We start from the raw sequence: 19,404 nt of genomic DNA, 5'->3' as shown, positions 1-19,404 counted from the left end.
ATCGCGCGGCGCCGCGGCGTTCACGGCACGCATTTGACGATGCTTGGCACTGCGTGCGCATGCCGTTGCGGCGGCGATGGATAGAATGGCGGTTCGTACAGGTCTTCGGCCTGCGCGAACCGCCATTTTTTCATTTCGACCGAGGTGCCATGCACGCACATGTCCCGCCGTCCCACGATCCCGCCGCGCGGCCGCGCGCGCAGCAGATCGCCCGCGCCGTGCTGTATGCGGCGCTGCTGGTGCTCGCGCTGTGGGTGATCCGCGATTTCCTGCCCGCCATCGCGTGGGCATGCGTGATCGCCATCACGATGTGGCCGTTGCTGAGACGCTTCGAATCGGACCGCTGGTTTCGCGACCGGCCGACCCTGATCGCGACCGTCATCACCGCGGGGATTTCGCTGCTGGTCGTGTTGCCGGTGGCGATCGCGCTGGGCCAGGCGATCTCGCAGGAGCACGACCTGAGCATCTGGCTGCACACGATCCAGGACAACGGCATTCCGCTGCCGGACGTCGTCGGCCGGCTGCCTTACGGCGCCGCGCAGATCACCGAATGGTGGCAGGCCAATCTCGGTCATCCGCTGCATGCAGGCACGGCGATGCATGGCGCGAGCGGCGAGAAGTTCATCGCGTTCGGCCGGCAGTTCGGCACCAAGCTCGCACATGCGCTGTTCGAGTTCGGCTTCATGCTGGTCACGCTGTTCGTGATCCTGCGCGCGGGCCACAAGCTGTCGGGCGCGTTGCTGGAAGGCGCGCGGCGCGCGTTCGGCCGCGGCGGGGCCGATCTGATCGAGCGGATGGTCGAGGCCGTGTACGGCACGGTGACGGGGCTCGTCGTGGTCGGGCTCGGCGAAGGCGCGATTCTCGGTGTCGGGTATGCGCTGGCTGGGGTGCCGCATGCGGCGCTGCTCGGACTCGTCACGGCGGTTGCCGCGATGCTGCCGTTCTGCGCGCCGATCGTGTTCTGCGGTGCGGCGCTCTGGCTGTTCGTGCAGGGCGCGACCGTGTGGGCCGTCGTGGTGCTGGTGCTCGGCTTCGTGGTCGTGTTCGTCGCCGAGCATTTCGTGCGGCCGGTGCTGATCGGCAGCTCGACCCGCTTGCCGTTCCTGCTCGTGCTGTTCGGCATCCTCGGCGGTGCCGAGACGTTCGGGCTGATCGGGCTGTTCGTCGGCCCGGCGCTGATGACGGTGCTGACGATGCTGTGGACCGAATGGGTCGCTTGACGATGCCGACCGTTGCGCCGATTCGTCACATCGGCGCAACGGCATCGACGCGTGTGCGAGCCCGCGCGGTGCCGCAACGATTCGCGACGATCGGGCGCGCGCCGGACTGCGTCGGGCGGGGCGTCGGACACAAGTCTCTACATTTCTTTTCGATCCGGACCCAAAGGTCTAGTAGCATGGGGCTTTCGATCACGCCGGCATGGCGCAGCAGATTTCACCCAGCATGCGATTGATTTCGATGTCCCGCCCCGCAGCGACGCTCTCCCTGGCCGCCAGCTGCCTGATGCTGCACGGCTGCGCGTGGTTCGACTCGTGGCTGCCGTTCTCGTATTCGCGCACGCCGCTGGCGAGGGCCGCGTCGCGACACGGCGCGACGCGCGCCGACGTCGTCCGCGCCGGCGGCAACCCGCGCAGCGTGTGGATGGTCCGCAACGGCAGCGGCGTCTGCTACAACTACTTCATCGAGCACGGCAACGATCACCGCACTTTCTTCGTCGTGTTCGACAACGCCGGTGCCGTCACGCAACACGGCTTCGATACCTGCATGGACGCCGACCGCAAGGGCACGCTCCAGCCGGCCAAGGCCGCTTCCCGATAGGGCGGCGGCGCTCCGACGCTCCTGGCGTGCCGGTCAGCGGGCCATCAAGCGATCGTGTCGAGCACGCCGCCGTCGGCGCGCAGCGCGGCGCCCGTCGTCGCCGAAGCCTGCGGCGAACACACGTACACCACCAGATTCGCGATTTCCTCCGGTTGCGCCGGCCGCTGGATGATCGACGTCGCGCGCTCGCTGCGCACGAAATCCACCGCGACGTCATCGATGCTGCGGCCCGTTTCGTCGGCCGTCGCCTTCAGCATCGCCCGCACGCCTTCCGACATCGTCGGCCCCGGCAGCACCGAATTGACCGTCACGTTGGTCCCGGCCGCGAGTTTCGCGAGACCGCGCGCGATTGCCAGCTGCGCGGTTTTCGTGAACCCGTAGTGAATCATGTCGACCGGGATGTTCAGGCCCGATTCCGACGAAATGAACACGATGCGGCCCGTGTTGCGTGCCAGCATGCCCGTCAGGTAATGCCGCGCCAGGCGCACGCCGGACATCACGTTCATCTGGAAGTAATGCGCCCATTCGTCGTCGTCGATGTCGAAGAATCCCTTCAGCCCGTAGATGCCCGCATTGTTGACGAGGATGTCAGCTTCCGGCGTATGTTGCGTGACGCGGGCGACGCCGGCGGCGTCGGACAGGTCGGCGGCGACGCCGTCGACGTCCGCGTCGGGCACCGCGCTGCGCAGCAGCGCGCGCGCCGACTCGACCGACTTGTCGCTGCGTCCGTTGACGACGACGCGTGCACCCGCGCGTGCGAGCCCTTCGGCGATTGCCAGCCCGATGCCGGCGGTGGAGGCGGTGACGACCGCGGTCTTGCCTGTCAGATCGATGAGCATGAGCGTACCGGTTGGAAGAGGGAACGGAACCCGCCGCGTTCGCCGCGGCGGCCGGAATTCAAAGCTTAGGCGATCCGGCCGCGCCGCGCCGCGTCGGGTCGCGGTTGCATCGCGCCGCGCAGTCTTGTACGGTGTGCGTTCGTCGTCCGATCCGGGAGCCCGTCGCGTGAGCCGTTCCGCCAACACCTTCGCTGTGCCGTCGCCGTTCTGGCGCGACGCCGCGCTGCCGTTCATCGAGGCGCGCACCGTCGACGACGGGCGGACGATCTGCTACGCGAAGCACACGCACGACACGTTTTCGCTCGGCGCGATCGTCGGCGGCACGAGCACCTACCTGAACGGCGCGACGAAGGCGCATGTCGGGCGCGGCGTGCTCGTGATCATCGATCCGGAGCAGGTGCATGCGTGCAATCCGTACGGCCCCGACGCATGGGCTTACCGGATGGTCTATGTGGACGTGCCGTGGCTCGCGCGGCTGCAGCATTCGCTCGGGCGCGACCCGAACAGCGATTTTCACGGGTTTTCGCCGAAGTTGACGGAGCGGCGCGACCTGTTCGCGCAGTTCGGCGGCTTTTACCGCGCGCTCGTGGCACCCGGCGTCGATCCGCTCGGCAAGGAGAGCGCGGCGGTCGAATTCTTCACACGGCTGCACGGCGCGCTCGATCGCGAGTTGCCCGACGCGGCGCGGCGCGGGGCCGACAATGCAAAGCTCGCGCGCGCGGCCGACTACATCGCCGCGCATTGCCGTCAGGCCGTCACGCTCGATGCGATCTGCGCGGCCGCCGACTTGTCGCCGTCCTACCTGATCCGCGCGTTCAACGCCCGTTACGGGATGACGCCGCACGCGTTCCTGATCGACCGTCGTGTGCAGTATGGCCGCGCGGAGTTGCGCCGAGGCCGGCCGATCGCCGACGTCGCGCTCGATGCGGGCTTTGCGGATCAGGCGCATTTCCAGCGCGCGTTCCGGCGCATCGCGGCCGCCACGCCGGGGCAATATCGAAGCGCCGCGAGCTGAGCGGCGAAACGGTGGGTCGGTGCCGCACACCGCACACCGCACACCGCACACCGCACACCGCACACCGCACACCGCACACCGCACACCGCACACCGCACACCGCACACCGCACACCGCACACCGCACACCGCATGACCGCATGACCGCATGACCGCATGACCGCATGACCGGCCGCCGGCGGCACCTGCCGCAACAATGCGCGTCACAGCGACGACACTAGACGTCGAGCAGATAAAGCGCGCTGCCCGCGAGCAGCAGCGCCATCGCCCGGTTGAACAGCCGCATCCGCCGCGCATTCGCGAGCCGGTGCCGCAGCGACGCACCCGCATACGCCCAGCACGCAATCGACGCAAAGCAGATCACCAGATACAGCGCCGCGAATTGCCACACCTGCGCGCGGTCGCCGTCGGCCGCATACGCGCCCATCGCGGCCACGCACGCGAGCCACGCCTTCGGATTCAGCCATTGCATCGCCGCGCCGGCCGCCGCCGACGGGCCGGCTGCGTTCGACGCATCCGGATCGGCTGACAACCGGCCGTCGTCGAGCGCGAGACGCAGCGCGAGGTAGAGCAGGAACGCGATCCCCGACCATTGGGTGGCCGTCGTCAGCATCGGCCAGCGCGCGAGCGCCGCGTGCAGCCCGAGGCCGATCAGCAGGAACAGCGCGACGAAGCCGAGCGTCGCGCCGGCCGCATAGCGCAGGCTGGCGCCGAGACCGTGGCGCGCGCCCGCGCTGAGCGCGACGATATTGACGGGACCGGGCGTGATCGACGACGCGAGCGCGAACGCGGCCATTGAAACCAGCATGCTCATCAGGAGCCTCCATGCGAATGTCAAAGTCGCATCGAGACTAAAGAAGCCGGCCGTATCCGTATTGAAGAAAACTGCCCTCGGCGGCGTGGCCGCCGTCAGTGCAACGCGCGCGGCGCGTGCGCCGGCTGCAGCGCGTGCGGGTCGGTCGCATCGGCCGTGCGCGGCGGGCCGCTGCTGCACGGTTGCGTCGACACTGAAAAGCCGAACGTATTGATGCCGTCCGCGCATGCGACGAACACGCTGCCGCCGTGCATCTCCGCGACGGCCTTGACGATCGACAGTCCGAGCCCGTGGTTCTCCTTGCTGTTCGCGCGTGCTTCCTCGAGCCGGTAGAAGCGCTCGAACACGTGCGAACGCTGCACCGGGTCGATCGGCTCGCCGGGGTTCGCGACCGATACGTCGACGAGCGTGTCGCGGCGCGTGATCGTCACATTCAGCGTCGCGCCGGGCGCCGAATGCTGGATCGCGTTGATCAGCAGGTTCGTCATCGCGCGGCGGAACAGCGACGGATCGACTGCCGCGCGCGCGTCGCCGTGCAGTTCGGCGCGCAGCCGCGCTTCGTCGAGCGGAATCTCGAGGAAGTCGAGCATGCGCCGCACTTCGTCGGCGAGCGACACGTCCTTGAGGTCGGTCGCGCGTTCGCCGCGATCGCTGCGCGACAGGAACAGCATGTCGTTGATGATCACGCGCAGCCGCTCGAACTCCTCGAGATTCGACTGCAGCGTCTGGCGCATCCGGTCGACCGAGCGGTCGCGGCTCGTCAGCGCGACCTGGGTCTGCCCGATCAGGATGCTGATCGGCGTGCGCAGCTCGTGCGCGACGTCCGCATTGAACGCCTCGAGTCGCGCATAGGTCTGCTGGATGCGCTCGAGCGCGCCGTTGAACGACGCGGCGAGATCGCGCAGTTCGGTCGGCAGCGCGTCGGTCTGCAGCCGCTGGCGGCGATTGGTGGCGCTGACGGCCGCCGCGTCCTGCGACAGCCGTTCGAGCGGCGCGAGCCCGAAGCGCGCGACCGCGCGGCTCAGCAGCAGCGTGATGACGGTGGCGATCGCGATCAGTGCGGCGAGCGTCCACACGAAACGGCGCAGCATCCGCTGCGTGCGCTCGCACGACGACGCGACGATCAGCGTCAGGTCGGGGCGCTCGCCGCTGCCCGCGATCGGGACGGTCTTCGTCATCACGTCGTAGCTGCTGTGGTTGAGCGCGTACTGCTGAAACGAACCGAACGGTTCGCCGACGGGTACGCCGTCGATCGGATGACCGAAGCGGAAGTCGGCATCGGGGCTGACGACCCGGTAGCGCGTCGAGCCGTCGGGCGGTTCGAGGTCGGCGAGCTTTTCCTGCATCAGGCGGCCGCGCGCGGCGGTGGTCGCGTGCGACACGATCATCTGCGCGACCTTGGCACGCGTATCGATCGTCGCGCGCAGCTCGGCGAACAGCTGGCGCTCCATCATCACGAACAGCCCGCAGCCGACCAGCGTGAACACGAGCAGCGACACGATGCCGAACATCGCCGACAGCCGCAGGGTGATCGAGCGTTTCATGGGTGCCGCTCCGCGTCGCCTTCCTCGCGGGCCTCGAGCACGTAGCCCATCCCGCGGATCGTGTGCAGCAGCTTCTCCGCGAACGGGCCGTCGAGCTTCGCGCGCAGCCGCTTGATCGCCGTCTCGACGACGTTCGCGTTGCTGTCGAAGTTCACGTCCCACACGAGCTCGGCGATCGTGGTTTTCGACAGCACCTCGCCGCTGCGCCGCGCGAGCACGCCGAGCAGCTGGAATTCCTGCGCGGTCAGGTCGAGGCGCGTGCCGTCGCGGGTCGCGCGCCGGCCGATCAGGTCGACGCGCAGGTCGCCGATCGAGATCAGCGTCGATTCCTGCACGCGCGCGCGGCGCGTCAGCGCACGCAGCCGCTCGATCAGCTCGAGGAACGAGAAGGGCTTGGTCAGGTAGTCGTCGGCGCCACCGCGCAGCCCGCGCACGCGGTCGTCCACGCGGTCGCGCGCGGTCAGCATGATGACGGGCGTCTGCTTCTGCGCGCGCAACGCGCGCAGCACGCCGAAGCCGTCGAGCTTCGGCAGCATCACGTCGAGCACGACCACGTCGTAGTCGAATTCGACGGCCTTCCACGCACCGTCCTCGCCGTCGAGCGCGGTATCGACGACCCAGCCTTCCTCGGTCAGGCCGCTCTTCAGGTATTCGACGACTTTCGGTTCGTCTTCGACGATCAGGACTTTCATAGGCTCGTTTGCGTAACCGGGTTAGGGGCCGATGCTCGCGGCGGGCTGTGGGCCGGCCGCCGCGACGTCGGTCGGCGCGGTGCCGCCCGTCGCACCGCCGTCCCAGCCGCCGCCGAGCGCCTTCGCGAGAAACACGACGAGCGCCGCGCGCTGGCCCTGGATCTGCACGGCCTGGCGCTCGCTCGTCAGCAACTGCTGCTGGGCCGTCAGGACGTCGATGAACGGCGTCAGGCCGCCCGCGTAGCGGTCCTGCGCGAGCGACACGAGCTTGCGCGCGTCGTCGACGGCGGCAGCAGCCTGCTGCGCGGCCTGCGCCAGCACCGACAGGCCCGTCACCGCATTCTGCACCTCCTGGAACGCGGTAAGCACGGTCTGCCGGTAGTTGGCCTGGGCGGCCACGTAGCCGGCCTGCGCGAAATCGACGCCGGCCTTCAGCTTGCCGCCTTCGAACAGCGGCTGGCTGACCGACGCGCCGACCGACCACAGCAGCGCCGGCACGGTGAACAGGCCCGAGAAGCGCGTCGCATCCCAGCCGATATCGGGCGACAGCGCGATGCGCGGGAAATACGCGGCGCGCGCGACGCCGATCTGCGCGTTCGCGGCGGCCATCGCGCGCTCGGCCGACGCGACGTCGGGCCGCCGCTGCAGCAGGTCGCTCGGCATCCCGGTCGGCAGCGCGGGCGCGTTGATCTGCACCACGCGCGGCGGCAGCGAGAAGGCGGGGGCCGGCGTGCCGACCAGCGTCGCGATCGCGGTCTCGACCTGCGCGCGCTGCTGGATCAGCAACTGCGCCTGCGTGCGCGTCGCGTCGAGCTGCGCGCGTTGCTGCAGCAGGTCGAGGCCCGATACGGCGCCGAGATCGTGGCGCGCGCTCACGTAGTCGAGGGCCTTCTGCTGCAGGTCGATCGAGCGCTTGACGACATCGATCTCGGTGTCGAGCTCGCGCAGCGCGAAGTAGCTCGACGCGAGATCGGCGGTGAGCACCAGGCGCGCGTTCGCGAAATCGTCGCGCGCCTGCTCGGAGCCGGCCTGCGCGGATTCGACGCTGCGCCGCACGCGGCCGAACAGGTCGAGTTCATAGCTGACGCTCGCGCCGACCTGGACGTCGTTCTGCACCGTCGACATGCTCTGCGTCGCGTAGTTGGTCTGCGGCCGGTCGGCGGAGATCTTGAAGCGCTGGCCGCTCGCGTTCAGGCCGACGGCCGGATACTGCGCGGACGCGACCGACGCGAGCGTCGCCTTCGCCTGGTCGTAGCGCGCGGCGACGGCCTTGAGGTTCTGGTTGTTGCGCAGCGCGTCGGCCTCCAGCGCGTCGAGCTGCGCATCGCCGAACGCGGTCCACCAGGCCGGATCGAGCGGCGCATGTGCCGGCGCGGCCGGGTGCCAGTACGCGTCGGCCGGGTCGAGCCGCCACGCGGTCGGCGTATCGACGGCGGGTCGCCGGTAGTCGGGGCCGACCGTGCAGCCGGCGAGGGCCGCGACCGCGACGACGGCCGCGATCGCCGCCGGGCGCAGGCGGGCGCGCATCGCGCTCACGACTCCGCTCCCGCGGCAGCGGATGCCGGCTTCACGACCGGCGGCGCCTGCACGACGACCGTGTCGCCGGTCGCGAGCGCGTCGCTCGGGTTCGCGACGAGGCGGTCGTTCGGCGTGAGCGGGCCGTCGACTTCGAGTGTCTGCCCGATCGTGCGTACGACCGTCACCGCCTTCAGGCGCACGTGGCCGTTCGCGTCGACGGTCGCGACCGTTGGCCCTTCGGCGCGGAACAGCAGCGTGTTGGCCGGAATCTGCAGGCGGCCGACCGGCAGCATCGGCAGCGTTGCCTGCACGTAGGCGCCGGGCAGCAGCCGGCCGTCCGGGTTCGGCAGCGTGATCTCGATCTGCAGCGAACGCGTCGCGACGTCGATCGCTTCCGACGTGCGCGTGATCGTGCCGTCGAAGGTCTGGCCGGGCAGCTCGGTCTGCGCGACGCTCACGTGCTGGCCGACCTTCATCTGCTGCGCGTATGCCTGCGGCACCTGCACGTACAGGCGCAGCCGGTCGGCCTGCACGACCGTGAACAGCGAGCGGCCCGCGTTGCCGGAGTTGACGAGATCGCCGACGTCGACGTTGCGCTGCGTGACGATCCCGTCGATCGGCGCGACGATGCGCTGGAAACCCTTCAGTTCGGTGAGCCGGCGCATGTTCGCGTCGGCCGCGGCGAGGTTCGCGGTGCCCTGGTTGAACGCGCCTTGCCGGTCGTCGAGCTCCTGCTGCGATACCGCATCGCGCTGGCGCAGCTGCTGCGCGCGCTCGAACGACGTCTTCGCGAGCGCGAGCGCGGCCTGCGCCTGCTGGCGCTGCGCGGTGGCTTGCGCGAGTTCCTGGTTCAGCTCGGGCGTGTCGAGTTCGGCGAGCAACTGCCCCTGCTTCACGTGTGCGCCGATATCGGCCTGCCAGCGCAGCACGTAGCCGCTCGCGCGCGCGTAGATCGGCGCCTCGACGAAGCCGCGCAGCGTGCCGGGCAGCGTCAGCTTGCCGCCGGTGGCCGCGTCGACCGGATGCACGACGTTCACGTACTGGCGCGTGTTCTGTGCGGCCACGGCGTCGAGCCGGTTGCGGTTCAGCACGTTGACGACGATCGTGCGGGCGGCGCCCGCGGCCAGCAGCACGCCGATCACGATCAGCACGATCCGCCCGCGCCGCGCCACCGACGTGCGGGTCGGCAGGTGCATGCCGTGTTCGTCCACCTGGATGCCGACGGAGCTGTGATGTTTCTCTTCCATGAATTGACCGGGTCTATGGGCTAGGGGCGAAAGTCAGTGGCCGGCCTGGCGTGCGCGCCGGCGGGCCAGCCGCGCATGCACGCCGCCGAACACGAGCGGCACGAACAGCAGCGTCGAAACGGTGGCGAACAGCAGGCCGCCGATCACCGCGCGGCCGAGCGGCGCATTCTGCTCGGCGCCTTCGCCGAGACCGAGCGCCATCGGCACCATCCCGATGATCATCGCGAGCGCCGTCATCAGCACCGGGCGGATCCGCGTCGCGCCGGCCTCCAGCGCGGCCGTGAGCGGCGGCGCGCCGGCCGCGAGGCGCTGGCGCGCGAACGACACGACCAGGATGCTGTTCGCGGTCGCGACGCCCACCGTCATGATCGCGCCCGTCAGCGCGGGCACGCTCAGGTGCGTGCCGGTGATGAACAGCATCCACGCGATGCCGGCGAGCGCGGCCGGCATCGCGCTGATGATGATCAGCGGGTCGAGCCACGACTGGAAATTGACGACGATCAGCAGGTAGACGAGCACGATCGCCATCGCGACGCCCGCGCCGAGGCCGAGGTACGACGTGCGCATCGTCTCGACCTGGCCGCGCATCGTCAGGTCGGTGCCGCGCGGCAGCGTCGGGCGCGCGTCGGACACGATCCGGTCGATCTCGCCCGCGACCGCGCCGAGATCGCGGCCCTCGACGCTCACGTACAGGTCGATCGCCGGGCGGATGTTGTAGTGCGTGATCACGGCCGGGCTCGAGACGGTATGCACCTGCACGAGGTTGCCGAGCAGTTGCAGCGGCATGCCGGTGCGGCCGCTCGCGGACACCGGCGTGCCGAGCAGGTCGTCGATCGACGAGATGTTGTATTGCGGGGTCTGGATCTGCAGCGGGTACTGGACGCCCGTGCGCGGGCTGATCCAGAACGACGGTGTCGTCTGCGAACTGCCGGACAGCGAGATCAGCATGTTCTGCGCGACGTTCTGCGCGGAGAGGCTGAGCTGCTGCATGCGCGTACGGTCCATGTCGGCCACCAGGGTCGGTTCGTCGTTGCGCTGCAGCACGTGCACGTCGACGGCGCCGGGGATTTGCCTGATCTTCTTCATCAGGCTGCTTGCGATAGCCATGTTACTCGCGAGATCGTTGCCGAGCACCTGCAGGTCGATCGCGGCCGGCTGACCGAAGTTGAGGATCTGCGTGATGATGTCCGACGGCTGGAAGAAGAATTCGACGCCGGGGAAGCGCTGCGGCAGCAGCGTGCGCAGCGCCTGTACATAGTGCTGGGTCGCACGGTGGCCCGGCTTCAGCGCGATCAGCAGTTCGCCGTCGAGCGTGCCGATCGTGCCGCTGTTGCTGTACGAGAGGTTGATGCCGCTCACCGGCAGCCCGAGGTTGTCGACGATCGCACCGAGCTCGTCGGGCGGCACGGCTTCGCGGATCACGCGCTCGACCTGGTCGGCGAGGCGCGCGGTTTCCTCGATCCGGTAGCCGGTCGGCGCGCGCATGTGCAGCCGGATGTTGCCGGAATCGGCGTTCGGGAAGAAGTCGCGGCCGAGCACGAACACGAGGCCGGTCGACAGCACGCAGAAGCCGAGGAAGCAGGTCGCGTAGAAGCGGCGGCGCACCAGCAGGATGCTGAGCAGCACGATGTACCACGCACGCAGCCGCTCGAACGCATCGTTGAACGCATGATGGATGCGCGCGAAGCGCGACGTCGAATGGTCGGGGCCGGTGCTGGCCTGTTGCGGGCGGAACAGCAGCATCGCGAGCGTCGGCACGAGCGTGCGCGACAGCACGTACGACGCGAGCATCGCGAACACCACCGCCTCGGCGAGCGGCACGAACAGGAAGCGTGCGACACCCGTCAGGAAGAACATCGGCACGAACACGATGCAGATGCACAGTGTCGACACGAACGCCGGCACCGCGATCTCGCCCGCGCCTTCGAGAATCGCGTCGTGCAGGCTGGTGCCGAGGTGCAAGTGTCGCTCGATGTTCTCGATCGTGACGGTCGCGTCGTCGACCAGGATCCCCACTGCGAGCGCGAGCCCGCCGAGCGTCATGATGTTGATGGTCTCGCCGAGCGCCGACAGCGCGATCAGCGACGTGAAGATCGACAGCGGAATCGAGATCGCGATGATCAGCGTGCTGCGCCAGTTGCCGAGGAACAGCAGGATCATCATCGCGGTCAGCACGGCGGCGATCAGCGCCTCGTGGATCACGCCCTGCACGGCGGCGTTGACGAACACCGACTGGTCGAACAGCGGCGTGATCGTGAGCCCTTCGGGCAGCGTCGGGATCACCTTCGGCAGCAGCGCCTTCAGGTCCGACACGACCTTCAGCGTCGACGCATCGCCGGTCTTCAGGATCGACATCAACACGCCGCGCTGGCCGTTCTGGCGCACGACGTTGGTCTGCGGCGCGAAGCCGTCGCGCACCGACGCGACTTCGCGCAGGTAGGTTGTCGCACCGTTGACGGTCTGGATCGGCAGGTTGCCGATGTCGGCGATCGTGTCGGCCGACGCGTTCGTGTCGATCCGGTATTCGGTCTGGCCCATTTTCGCGGTGCCGGTCGGCAGCACCAGGTTCTGCGCGTTGACCGCGGTGACGATGTCGGCGGGCGTGAGGCCCTTCGCGAGCAGCGCCTGCGGGTCGAGATCGATCGCGACGACGCGCGTGCGGCCGCCGTACGGGAACGGGATCTGCGCACCCGGGATCGTGATCAGTTGCGGGCGCAGGAAGTTGAGCGCGATGTCGGCGAGCGACTGTTCGCTGAGCGTCTTGCTCGACAGCCCGAGCTGGATCACCGGAATGCTCGATGCCGAATAGGTGATCACGAGCGGCGGCGTCGCGCCCTGCGGCATCTGCCGCACGATCGCCTGCGCGGACGAGACCGTCTGCGCGATCGCGGTCTGCACGTTCGCGCCGGGCTGCAGGAACACCTTCACGACCGCGATGCCGGGCAGCGAGGTCGACTCGATGTGCTGGATGTTGTTGACGGTCGTCGTCAGGATCCGTTCATGGACGGCCGTGATGCGGTTGGTCATCTCCGACGCGGAGAAGCCGTTGTAATTCCAGATCACGCTGATGACGGGAATGTTGACCGCCGGCAGGACGTCGACAGGCGTGCGCATCAGCGCAAGCGGGGTGGCCAGCACGATCATGATGGCCATCACGATGAACGTGTAGGGGCGCCTGAGCGCAAGATTGACGATCCACATGGAGGCAGCGGGACAGGCGGTGATCAGGCGTCGGTGTAGGGAACCCGAATGATAGGCGTCGGGGCTGAACGGGTTACTGACGTGAAACTGGCGGAACGGTCAGGTTGGGGTGGGCGGCGACCGGACGATTCATCGGATCAAACGCGCGCGTGCGGGCGCCCGGCAACGGCTGCCGCACCGGACGCGCATGCCGCATCGACGGCGGTTCCGTGCATCGGACGTCGCTCAGATCTGTTCCATCCCGACCCGCGCCAGCGCGGCCAGATCGACGACCTCGATCTGGTTGTACGCGAGCCGCAGCACGCCGAGTTTCTCGAGCTGCTGCAGCGCCTGGTTGATCCGCTGCCGCGACACGCCGACGAGCATCCCCAGTTCCTCCTGCGAGATCGCGAGCGACGGGCCGGTGTCTGGATACAGGTCGGGGTTGAACAGTTGCGCGAGCGCCTGCGCGACGCGCGCGTCGACATCGAGCAGCCGGCTGTTCTGGATCGACGCGATGAATTCGCCCATCCGGTTGTTCAGCTGGTGGATCACGAAGCGCGTGAACGGCAGGCTCGTGTCGAGCAGCGCATGGAACGTGTCGACCGGCACGAACAGCACGGTCGAACGCTGGACCGCGACGACTTCATACTTGCGCAGCTCGCGCTTGATCACGCTGCCTTCGCCGAACCAGCCGCCCGACGGCACGCCGGAAAACGTGCAGCCGCGCCCCGACGCGTTGAAGATCGCCAGCTTCAGCAGCCCGCGATGCACGCCGATCCAGTATTCGGACGGCGCGAGCCGCTGCGCGATCACGTCGCCGGCTTCGCGCCGTTCGGCGCGCGACTGCGCGAGCACGAGCGCCTGGTGTTCCGGCGCGAGCGCGCGGAACCACGCGCACTGGCCGAACAGCGCGGACAGTGGCGGCAACGGGCCCGGTTCGAACGGCGGGTCGGCCGGCAGGTTGGCCGAGGTAGCGGCCGCGTCGGGCGGCGCAACGAGGTGGTCGTGCATGGGTGCGGGTTTGCGAGGATAGGGATAACGCGCAGCGCTCGAAAGGCACTCTGTCGCTTCGATGACAGACGGCTCACAATAGCGCCCGTTAGGCTGTCGACAATTGAACCACATCAAAACGAATCGGGGTGCGTGCACTCCGGCTGGATACGAGACCGGAGCGCGCCGCGGCGTCGGCGCACACGCCGGTCGACAGAAAACGGGAGACAGGATCATGACGCAGATGTTCGAGGCCGGACTCGGCCGCCGCGACGCCAACTACGTGCCGCTCACCCCGATCGACTTCCTGGTCCGCGCGGCCGAAGTCTACGGCGAGCGCCTCGCGATCGTGCACGGCGGCGTGCGGCGTACGTGGGGCGAGACCTACCAGCGGGCCAGGCAGCTGGCGAGCGCGCTCGCGCAGGCCGGCGTCGCGCGCGGCGAGACGGTCGCCGCGCTGCTGCCGAACATCCCGGCGATGGTCGAGGCGCACTTCGGCGTGCCGATGGCCGGCGCCGTGCTCAACACGATCAACACGCGGCTCGACATCTCGTCGGTGCTGTTCATGCTGCGTCACGGCGAAGCGAAGGTGCTGATCGTCGACACCGAATACGCGGAGCTCGCGCATCGCGCGGCGCTCGAAGTGCCGGGCCTGAAGATCGTCAGCGTCGCCGACGCGATGCCGGCCGATCCCGCGCGCTTCGCGGGCGCGACCGACTATGAAGCGTTCGTCGCGGGCGGCGACCCCGACTACGCGTGGACGCTGCCCGCCGACGAATGGGATGCGATCGCGCTGAACTATACGTCCGGCACGACGGGCGACCCGAAGGGCGTCGTCTATCACCATCGCGGCGCGTATCTCGCGGCGATCAGCAACATCCTCGAATGGGACATGCCGAAGCACGCGGTGTATCTGTGGACGCTGCCGATGTTCCACTGCAACGGCTGGTGCTTCCCGTGGGCCGTCGCGGCGCGCGCGGGGGTGAACGTCTGCCTGCGCAAGTTCGACGCGAAGACGGTGTTCGACCTGATCCGCCGCGAACGCATCACGCATTACTGCGGCGCGCCGATCGTGCAGAGCGCGATCGCGAACGCGCCGGCCGAGTTCCGCGAAGGCATCGATCACACGGTGCACGCGATGGTCGCCGGTGCCGCACCCGCGCCGGCCGTGATCGCGAAGATGAAGGAGATCGGCTTCGACCTGCTGCACGTGTATGGGCTGACCGAGGTCTACGGCCCGGCGACCGTGTGCGCGAAGCAGGCGCACTGGGACGAATTGCCCGACGACGAGCGCGCGCGGCTCAATGCGCGGCAGGGCGTGCGCTATCACCTGGAAGCGGGCGCGACGGTGCTCGACCCGGACACGATGGCGCCGGTGCCGGCCGACGGCGAGACGCTCGGCGAGATCATGTTCCGCGGCAACATCTGCATGAAGGGCTACCTGAAGAACCCGAAGGCGACCGACGAAGCGTTCCACGGCGGCTGGTTCCATACCGGCGATCTCGGCGTGCTGACGCCGGACGGTTATATCCGCATCAAGGATCGCCGCAAGGACATCATCATTTCCGGCGGCGAGAACATCTCGAGCATCGAGGTCGAGGATGCGCTGTACCGGCATCCGGCCGTCGCGGTCGCGGCCGTGGTCGCGATGCCCGACCCGAAGTGGGGCGAGGTGCCGTGCGCGTTCGTCGAGCTGCGCGAAGGCGCGAGCGCGACCGAGGAGGAGATCGTCGCGCACTGCAAGCAGCTGCTCGCGGGTTTCAAGGTGCCGAAGGCGGTGCGTTTCGGCGAGCTGCCGAAGACGTCGACCGGCAAGATCCAGAAATTCCAGCTGCGCAACGCGGTCGGATCGGACAAGGCGATCGATCTGGCGGGGGACAAGAAGTAAACGCGGCGTGGCTTGCCGTGCGCTTCAAGGCACGACGAGCCACGCAATCACCAGATACCGCCCGACCTTCGCGATCGTCACGATCGCGAGGAAGGTCGGCAGCGGCTCGCGCAGCACGCCGGCGATCATCGTCAGCGGATCGCCGATCACCGGCGCCCAGCTCAGCAGCAGCGACCAGCGGCCGTAGCGCGCATACCAGCGCTCGGCGCGCGCGAGCGCGGCCGGCTTGACCGGAAACCAGCGGCGCTCGCGGAAGTGCTCGATGCCGCGGCCGAGCGCCCAGTTGATCGCGGCGCCGGCGACATTGCCGACGCTCGCGACCAGCAGCAGCGCCCACCCGGGCTCGCGTCCGGCGAGCAGCAGGCCGGCGAGCACGGCTTCGGACTGGAGCGGCAACAGGGTCGCGGCGACCATCGACACGGCGAACAGGCCGCCGTAGGTGAGCAGTTCGGACATCGCGCGATTGTACTGGCCGCGCGTCGGCCGATACGGGTCACGCGGCGTCGGCGGTGCCGAACAGCAGGTGCGAGATCATCGACTTGTCGACCGGTTCGTCGTTGAGCGTGCTGGCGAGCAGTTCGCCCGCGAGCTGCTGCGGCGAGAACACCATGTCCGGCTTCAGCAGCCGCAGCCGCTCCAGGTTGCGCGGGTGGTTCACGAGCGCGACCGTGCGCACGGTCGGCGCGATCTCGCGGATCGCCAGGATGATGAACGCGTTCTCGGCGTCGTCGGAGCGCAGCGCGAGCACCGCGCGGGCCGTGGCCGCGCTGGCGCTGTCCAGCACCGCGTGGTCGGTGGCGTCGCCGACGATCAGGTCGGTCGTGCCCGGATAGTTGTGTTCGACGCCGGCCGGCACGATGACGGTCACGGCATAGCCGCGCTTGCGCAGCCCGTCGTGCACGGCGTGCGCGACGGGCGTCCCGCCGACGATCAGGAAATGATGCTTGCGGATCACGTTCGACAGGCCTCCCTTGACGATCCGTTTGAGATTGCCGCCGATCACGGGTCCGACGACCGCGCTGATCGACGTCGCGAACACCGTGATGCCGAGCACGATCACCGATGCGGTAAACAGGCGCGCGGTGGGTGCGTGCGGAACGATGTCGCCGTAGCCGACGGTCGACATCGACACGATCGAGAAGTAGACGGCGGTGGCGAGGTCGTGGACCGGCGGCGTGAATTCGTCGCCGAGATACAGCACGCCGAAGGTCGCGTAGATCAGCAGCGACACGATGCTGAGCAACGCGAACAGGCTGCTCGCCGCGACGCTCGCGCGGTCGAAGTGCCGCCAGTAGTAGATCAGCGCGACCACCAGCACGGCCGTGTACATGAACACGGCATGGCTGCGGTAGCCGCCGAGGATGCTGATCGTAGCGGCCGCGACCAGCAGCAGGATCGATAGCACCCAGGCGACGCGGGCGCGCAGCACGATGCCGACGGCCATCGTCGCGAGGCCGGCCGCGACGACGACCTGCGGCAGCACGACGAGCCCCGCGTTGTCGACGAGATCGAGCGCATCGGCGAGCCACGCATGATGTGCGCCGAGGTTCGCATGGGCGACGACGGGCCGCAGCACCATCAGTGCATCGAGCGCGAGGAGGAGAGCGAGATACCAGTGCAGGCCGATCGGCGCGAACAGGCGCCGCAGGCGGGTAGTGACGTGCTTCATGCAATTGTCCGACGAGCCGGGCATGTCCAACGAACCAGCCGCTACCCTAAAGCATTCGGCGCGCGCGTGCTTTTTCGAGGGGCCGGGCGGCGGGCGCCACGGCACCCGCGCACGCGGCCGCTCAGTTCCAGCCGACCATGATCGCGCCCATCCCGACCAGCAGCCCGCCCGTCACGCGGTTCATCGCGCGCATCCGCGCCGGCCGCTGCAGCGCCCGGCTCAGCCGGTGCGAGAACAGCGCCATCGACGCGACGCCGCCCGCGAACAGCAGCGCGAACGTCGTCGCGAGCAGCAGGAACTGCGCGTTCAGGCTCCACTCGGCGTTCGGAATGATGAATTGCGGAAAGAACGACGGAAAGAACAGCAGCGTCTTCGGATTCAGGCCGGACGTCGCGACGCCGCGCCAGAACAGCGCGCGTCCGGTGTCGGCGTCGCTGTCCGTCGATGCGGCCGGCGCGTTCGCCGGCGCGCGGTTGAGCCATTGCTTGCAGCCGAGCCACACGAGGTACGCGGCGCCGGCCCAGCGCAGCACGGTCAGCGCGTGTTCGTTGAGGTGGACCAGCGAATTCAGGCACAGCGCGGTCAGCGCGAGTTGCAGCAGCACGGCGAGCGTGCCGCCCCACACGCACGGCAGCGCGCGGCGCCAGCCGGTGCGCAGTGCCTGGTTCATGGTGAGGAGGTTGACGGGGCCGGGGGCGTAGATGAGGACGGCGGACGCAGCGAGGAACGACAGATAAAGCCTGAACGACATGACGGGAGGTGCGGAAACGGAGGATCAGGCGCCGGCCCGTGCAACCGGATAGGCGCGCGGGAGGCGGGACACTGCATGCCTGCGGGTCCGGCGCCGCAACTCGTGATTGCGGCCAGGCGTCCCGGTGCGAAGGGGGTGTCGCGGGGAGCGTGCCGGACAACAGGCATGGAGAAAATGTATCAAGCGGGCCGGTTAAAAGGCTTCCTGTTTTCCAGCAAAACAAACCCGAAACCGGAATCTTGTTCAGATAGAATGCGGGTTTTCAGTAGAAGATTTTTTTCGTCATGGCTACCCGCGAACGCACGCCGAAAACCCTCGACAACCAGGACCGCAAGATCCTTGGTGCACTGCAAAAAAATGCGCGTCTGTCGAACGCCGAACTGGCCGAACAGATCGGCATGTCGACCACCGCATGCTGGAACCGCACGCGGCAACTCGAAGTCGACGGCTACATCGACGGCTACGTCGCGCTCGTCAACCAGCGCATGCTTGGCTACGCGGACATCGTGATCCTCGAAGTCACGCTCGATCGCCACGAGGACGACGCGCTCGCGCGTTTCGGCGCCGAACTTGCGGCGCTGCCCGAAGTGCTCGAGGCATACCTGGTATCGGGCGAATACGACTACTGGATCAAGGTCGCGGTGGACGGCACGGCCGGCTACGAGCGTTTCCTGCGCGAGAAGCTCTACAAGATTACGAGCATCCGCCACAGCCGCTCGATGTTCGCGCTGCGGTGCATGAAGGACGTGCCGTCGATTCAGGTGTAAGGGGGGCGGCGGCGGGCCATGCATCGTCGTTGCGACGAGGCAGATGGCTGCGCTGAAGAAACGTGGCGAGCGGGTTGCGGCGCCGAGTGCGCGCGGCCCGGAGCCGGATCCGGACGGGAAATACGCGCAGGGTGGGAAAACGGATGAATCTTCCGTGGCGATCCGGCGCGATCTGAAGCGATCGCGCACTGCTCGAGCCGCAGTCGGGCGCACCGATCGGCGGCGGTCGAACCCGCGCCGACGCGGTCAGACGCCGGCATCCGCGCACATTGCTCACTTCGCAGTGACCGCATTCAACCAGGGCCATTCGGCCCCTTTTTATGTCATCCGCCGGGCATTCCGATGCCGAACGCGGCGGCCTTTCGGCGCGCGTCCGGGCAAGCGGATCAGGCCGGTCATGGTGCCGCCGGCCGGCGGACAGTCGCGGCGCTTAGCGCGGCAGGCGTGCGTGCGCTTCAGCGATGACTGCGCAGTTCTCGAGGTGGAGTGCCCAGGCTTCTGCGATCAGTTCGCCGACACGTGCGAGCCAGCCAGCGGATTCGGTGGAACGGTTCGAGACATTGGACGTTTGCATGACGAAGCCCATATAGGCGGTGAGTTAGGGATAACCCTAATCATAAAGAAACTTCACCGGGTTGTGAAATGCGATTTCGTTATATGAGAATTACTG

The 19,404-nt window shown here is 68.3% G+C and carries 17 protein-coding genes; 5 read left to right on the top strand and 12 right to left on the bottom strand.

Annotated elements, in window-relative coordinates:
- The first annotated feature begins 149 nt into the window (after nt 1-149).
- Together GEM_RS21480 and GEM_RS21475 are read left to right on the top strand one after the other, a co-directional pair.
- A complete protein-coding gene (locus tag GEM_RS21480) occupies nt 150-1,220 on the top strand; it encodes an AI-2E family transporter (RefSeq protein WP_014899497.1) in 1,071 nt (356 codons plus the stop codon).
- A 223-nt stretch (nt 1,221-1,443) separates the two neighbouring features.
- The gene (locus GEM_RS21475) at nt 1,444-1,818 is read left to right on the top strand and encodes a hypothetical protein (RefSeq protein ID WP_014899496.1); all 375 of its coding nucleotides are present in this window, start codon (nt 1,444-1,446) and stop codon (nt 1,816-1,818) included.
- A 44-nt stretch (nt 1,819-1,862) separates the two neighbouring features.
- Here the strand turns inward: GEM_RS21475 and GEM_RS21470 are convergent, their stop codons facing one another.
- Nucleotides 1,863-2,657 carry an SDR family NAD(P)-dependent oxidoreductase gene (locus GEM_RS21470; RefSeq protein ID WP_014899495.1) on the bottom strand — a complete coding sequence of 265 codons (795 nt, stop codon included), beginning with the start codon at nt 2,655-2,657 and terminating at the stop codon, nt 1,863-1,865.
- Between the two features lie 166 nt (nt 2,658-2,823).
- Between GEM_RS21470 and GEM_RS21465 the strand changes: the two genes are divergently transcribed.
- Nucleotides 2,824-3,672 carry an AraC family transcriptional regulator gene (locus GEM_RS21465; protein WP_014899494.1) on the top strand — a complete coding sequence of 283 codons (849 nt, stop codon included), beginning with the start codon at nt 2,824-2,826 and terminating at the stop codon, nt 3,670-3,672.
- 216 nt (nt 3,673-3,888) lie between these two features.
- On the opposite strand, the gene GEM_RS21460 is transcribed toward GEM_RS21465, so the two are convergent.
- The 7 genes from GEM_RS21460 to GEM_RS21430 all read right to left on the bottom strand — a co-directional run bounded on the left by GEM_RS21460 (nt 3,889) and on the right by GEM_RS21430 (nt 13,680).
- On the bottom strand, nt 3,889-4,485 hold the full coding sequence (locus tag GEM_RS21460; RefSeq protein WP_014899493.1) for a LysE family translocator: 597 nt from the start codon (nt 4,483-4,485) through the stop codon (nt 3,889-3,891).
- Between the two features lie 95 nt (nt 4,486-4,580).
- Nucleotides 4,581-6,029, bottom strand: a complete 1,449-nt coding sequence (locus tag GEM_RS21455) for a heavy metal sensor histidine kinase (RefSeq protein WP_014899492.1) — start codon at nt 6,027-6,029, stop codon at nt 4,581-4,583.
- A complete protein-coding gene (locus tag GEM_RS21450) occupies nt 6,026-6,721 on the bottom strand; it encodes a heavy metal response regulator transcription factor (RefSeq protein WP_014899491.1) in 696 nt (231 codons plus the stop codon). The genes GEM_RS21455 and GEM_RS21450 overlap by 4 nt, the downstream gene beginning before the upstream one ends.
- Nucleotides 6,722-6,742: 21 nt before the next feature.
- The gene (locus GEM_RS21445; protein WP_014899490.1) at nt 6,743-8,248 is read right to left on the bottom strand and encodes an efflux transporter outer membrane subunit; all 1,506 of its coding nucleotides are present in this window, start codon (nt 8,246-8,248) and stop codon (nt 6,743-6,745) included.
- Between the two features lie 5 nt (nt 8,249-8,253).
- Entirely contained in the window at nt 8,254-9,486 is a 1,233-nt protein-coding gene (locus GEM_RS21440) for an efflux RND transporter periplasmic adaptor subunit (protein ID WP_014899489.1), read from the bottom strand.
- 33 nt (nt 9,487-9,519) lie between these two features.
- Nucleotides 9,520-12,687, bottom strand: coding sequence for an efflux RND transporter permease subunit (locus tag GEM_RS21435; protein ID WP_014899488.1), 3,168 nt, complete (start codon nt 12,685-12,687; stop codon nt 9,520-9,522).
- Nucleotides 12,688-12,912: 225 nt separating this feature from the next.
- Nucleotides 12,913-13,680 carry a Crp/Fnr family transcriptional regulator gene (locus GEM_RS21430; protein ID WP_014899487.1) on the bottom strand — a complete coding sequence of 256 codons (768 nt, stop codon included), beginning with the start codon at nt 13,678-13,680 and terminating at the stop codon, nt 12,913-12,915.
- Nucleotides 13,681-13,894: 214 nt separating this feature from the next.
- On the opposite strand from GEM_RS21430, the gene GEM_RS21425 reads away from it, so the two are divergent.
- The gene (locus tag GEM_RS21425) at nt 13,895-15,547 is read left to right on the top strand and encodes an acyl-CoA synthetase (protein ID WP_014899486.1); all 1,653 of its coding nucleotides are present in this window, start codon (nt 13,895-13,897) and stop codon (nt 15,545-15,547) included.
- 24 nt (nt 15,548-15,571) lie between these two features.
- Here the strand turns inward: GEM_RS21425 and GEM_RS21420 are convergent, their stop codons facing one another.
- The 3 genes from GEM_RS21420 to GEM_RS21410 all read right to left on the bottom strand — a co-directional run bounded on the left by GEM_RS21420 (nt 15,572) and on the right by GEM_RS21410 (nt 17,967).
- Complete coding sequence (locus GEM_RS21420) at nt 15,572-16,003, bottom strand: YqaA family protein (protein ID WP_014899485.1); 432 nt, start codon at nt 16,001-16,003, stop codon at nt 15,572-15,574.
- 37 nt (nt 16,004-16,040) lie between these two features.
- Nucleotides 16,041-17,216, bottom strand: a complete 1,176-nt coding sequence (gene kch, locus GEM_RS21415) for a voltage-gated potassium channel protein (protein ID WP_014899484.1) — start codon at nt 17,214-17,216, stop codon at nt 16,041-16,043.
- 121 nt (nt 17,217-17,337) lie between these two features.
- Entirely contained in the window at nt 17,338-17,967 is a 630-nt protein-coding gene (locus GEM_RS21410) for a LysE family translocator (protein ID WP_014899483.1), read from the bottom strand.
- 284 nt (nt 17,968-18,251) lie between these two features.
- On the opposite strand from GEM_RS21410, the gene GEM_RS21405 reads away from it, so the two are divergent.
- Nucleotides 18,252-18,734: an Lrp/AsnC family transcriptional regulator gene (locus GEM_RS21405; RefSeq protein ID WP_014899482.1), complete on the top strand. Its 483-nt coding sequence runs from the start codon at nt 18,252-18,254 to the stop codon at nt 18,732-18,734.
- Between the two features lie 430 nt (nt 18,735-19,164).
- On the opposite strand, the gene GEM_RS31925 is transcribed toward GEM_RS21405, so the two are convergent.
- Entirely contained in the window at nt 19,165-19,308 is a 144-nt protein-coding gene (locus GEM_RS31925) for a hypothetical protein (protein WP_187293287.1), read from the bottom strand.
- Nucleotides 19,309-19,404 lie beyond the last annotated feature (96 nt).

It is taken from the genome of Burkholderia cepacia GG4, assembly GCF_000292915.1.
Taxonomy (GTDB): domain Bacteria; phylum Pseudomonadota; class Gammaproteobacteria; order Burkholderiales; family Burkholderiaceae; genus Burkholderia; species Burkholderia cepacia_D.
Note: the sequence above shows the minus strand (reverse complement) of the source record. Positions and strands in the feature narration are given on the sequence as shown.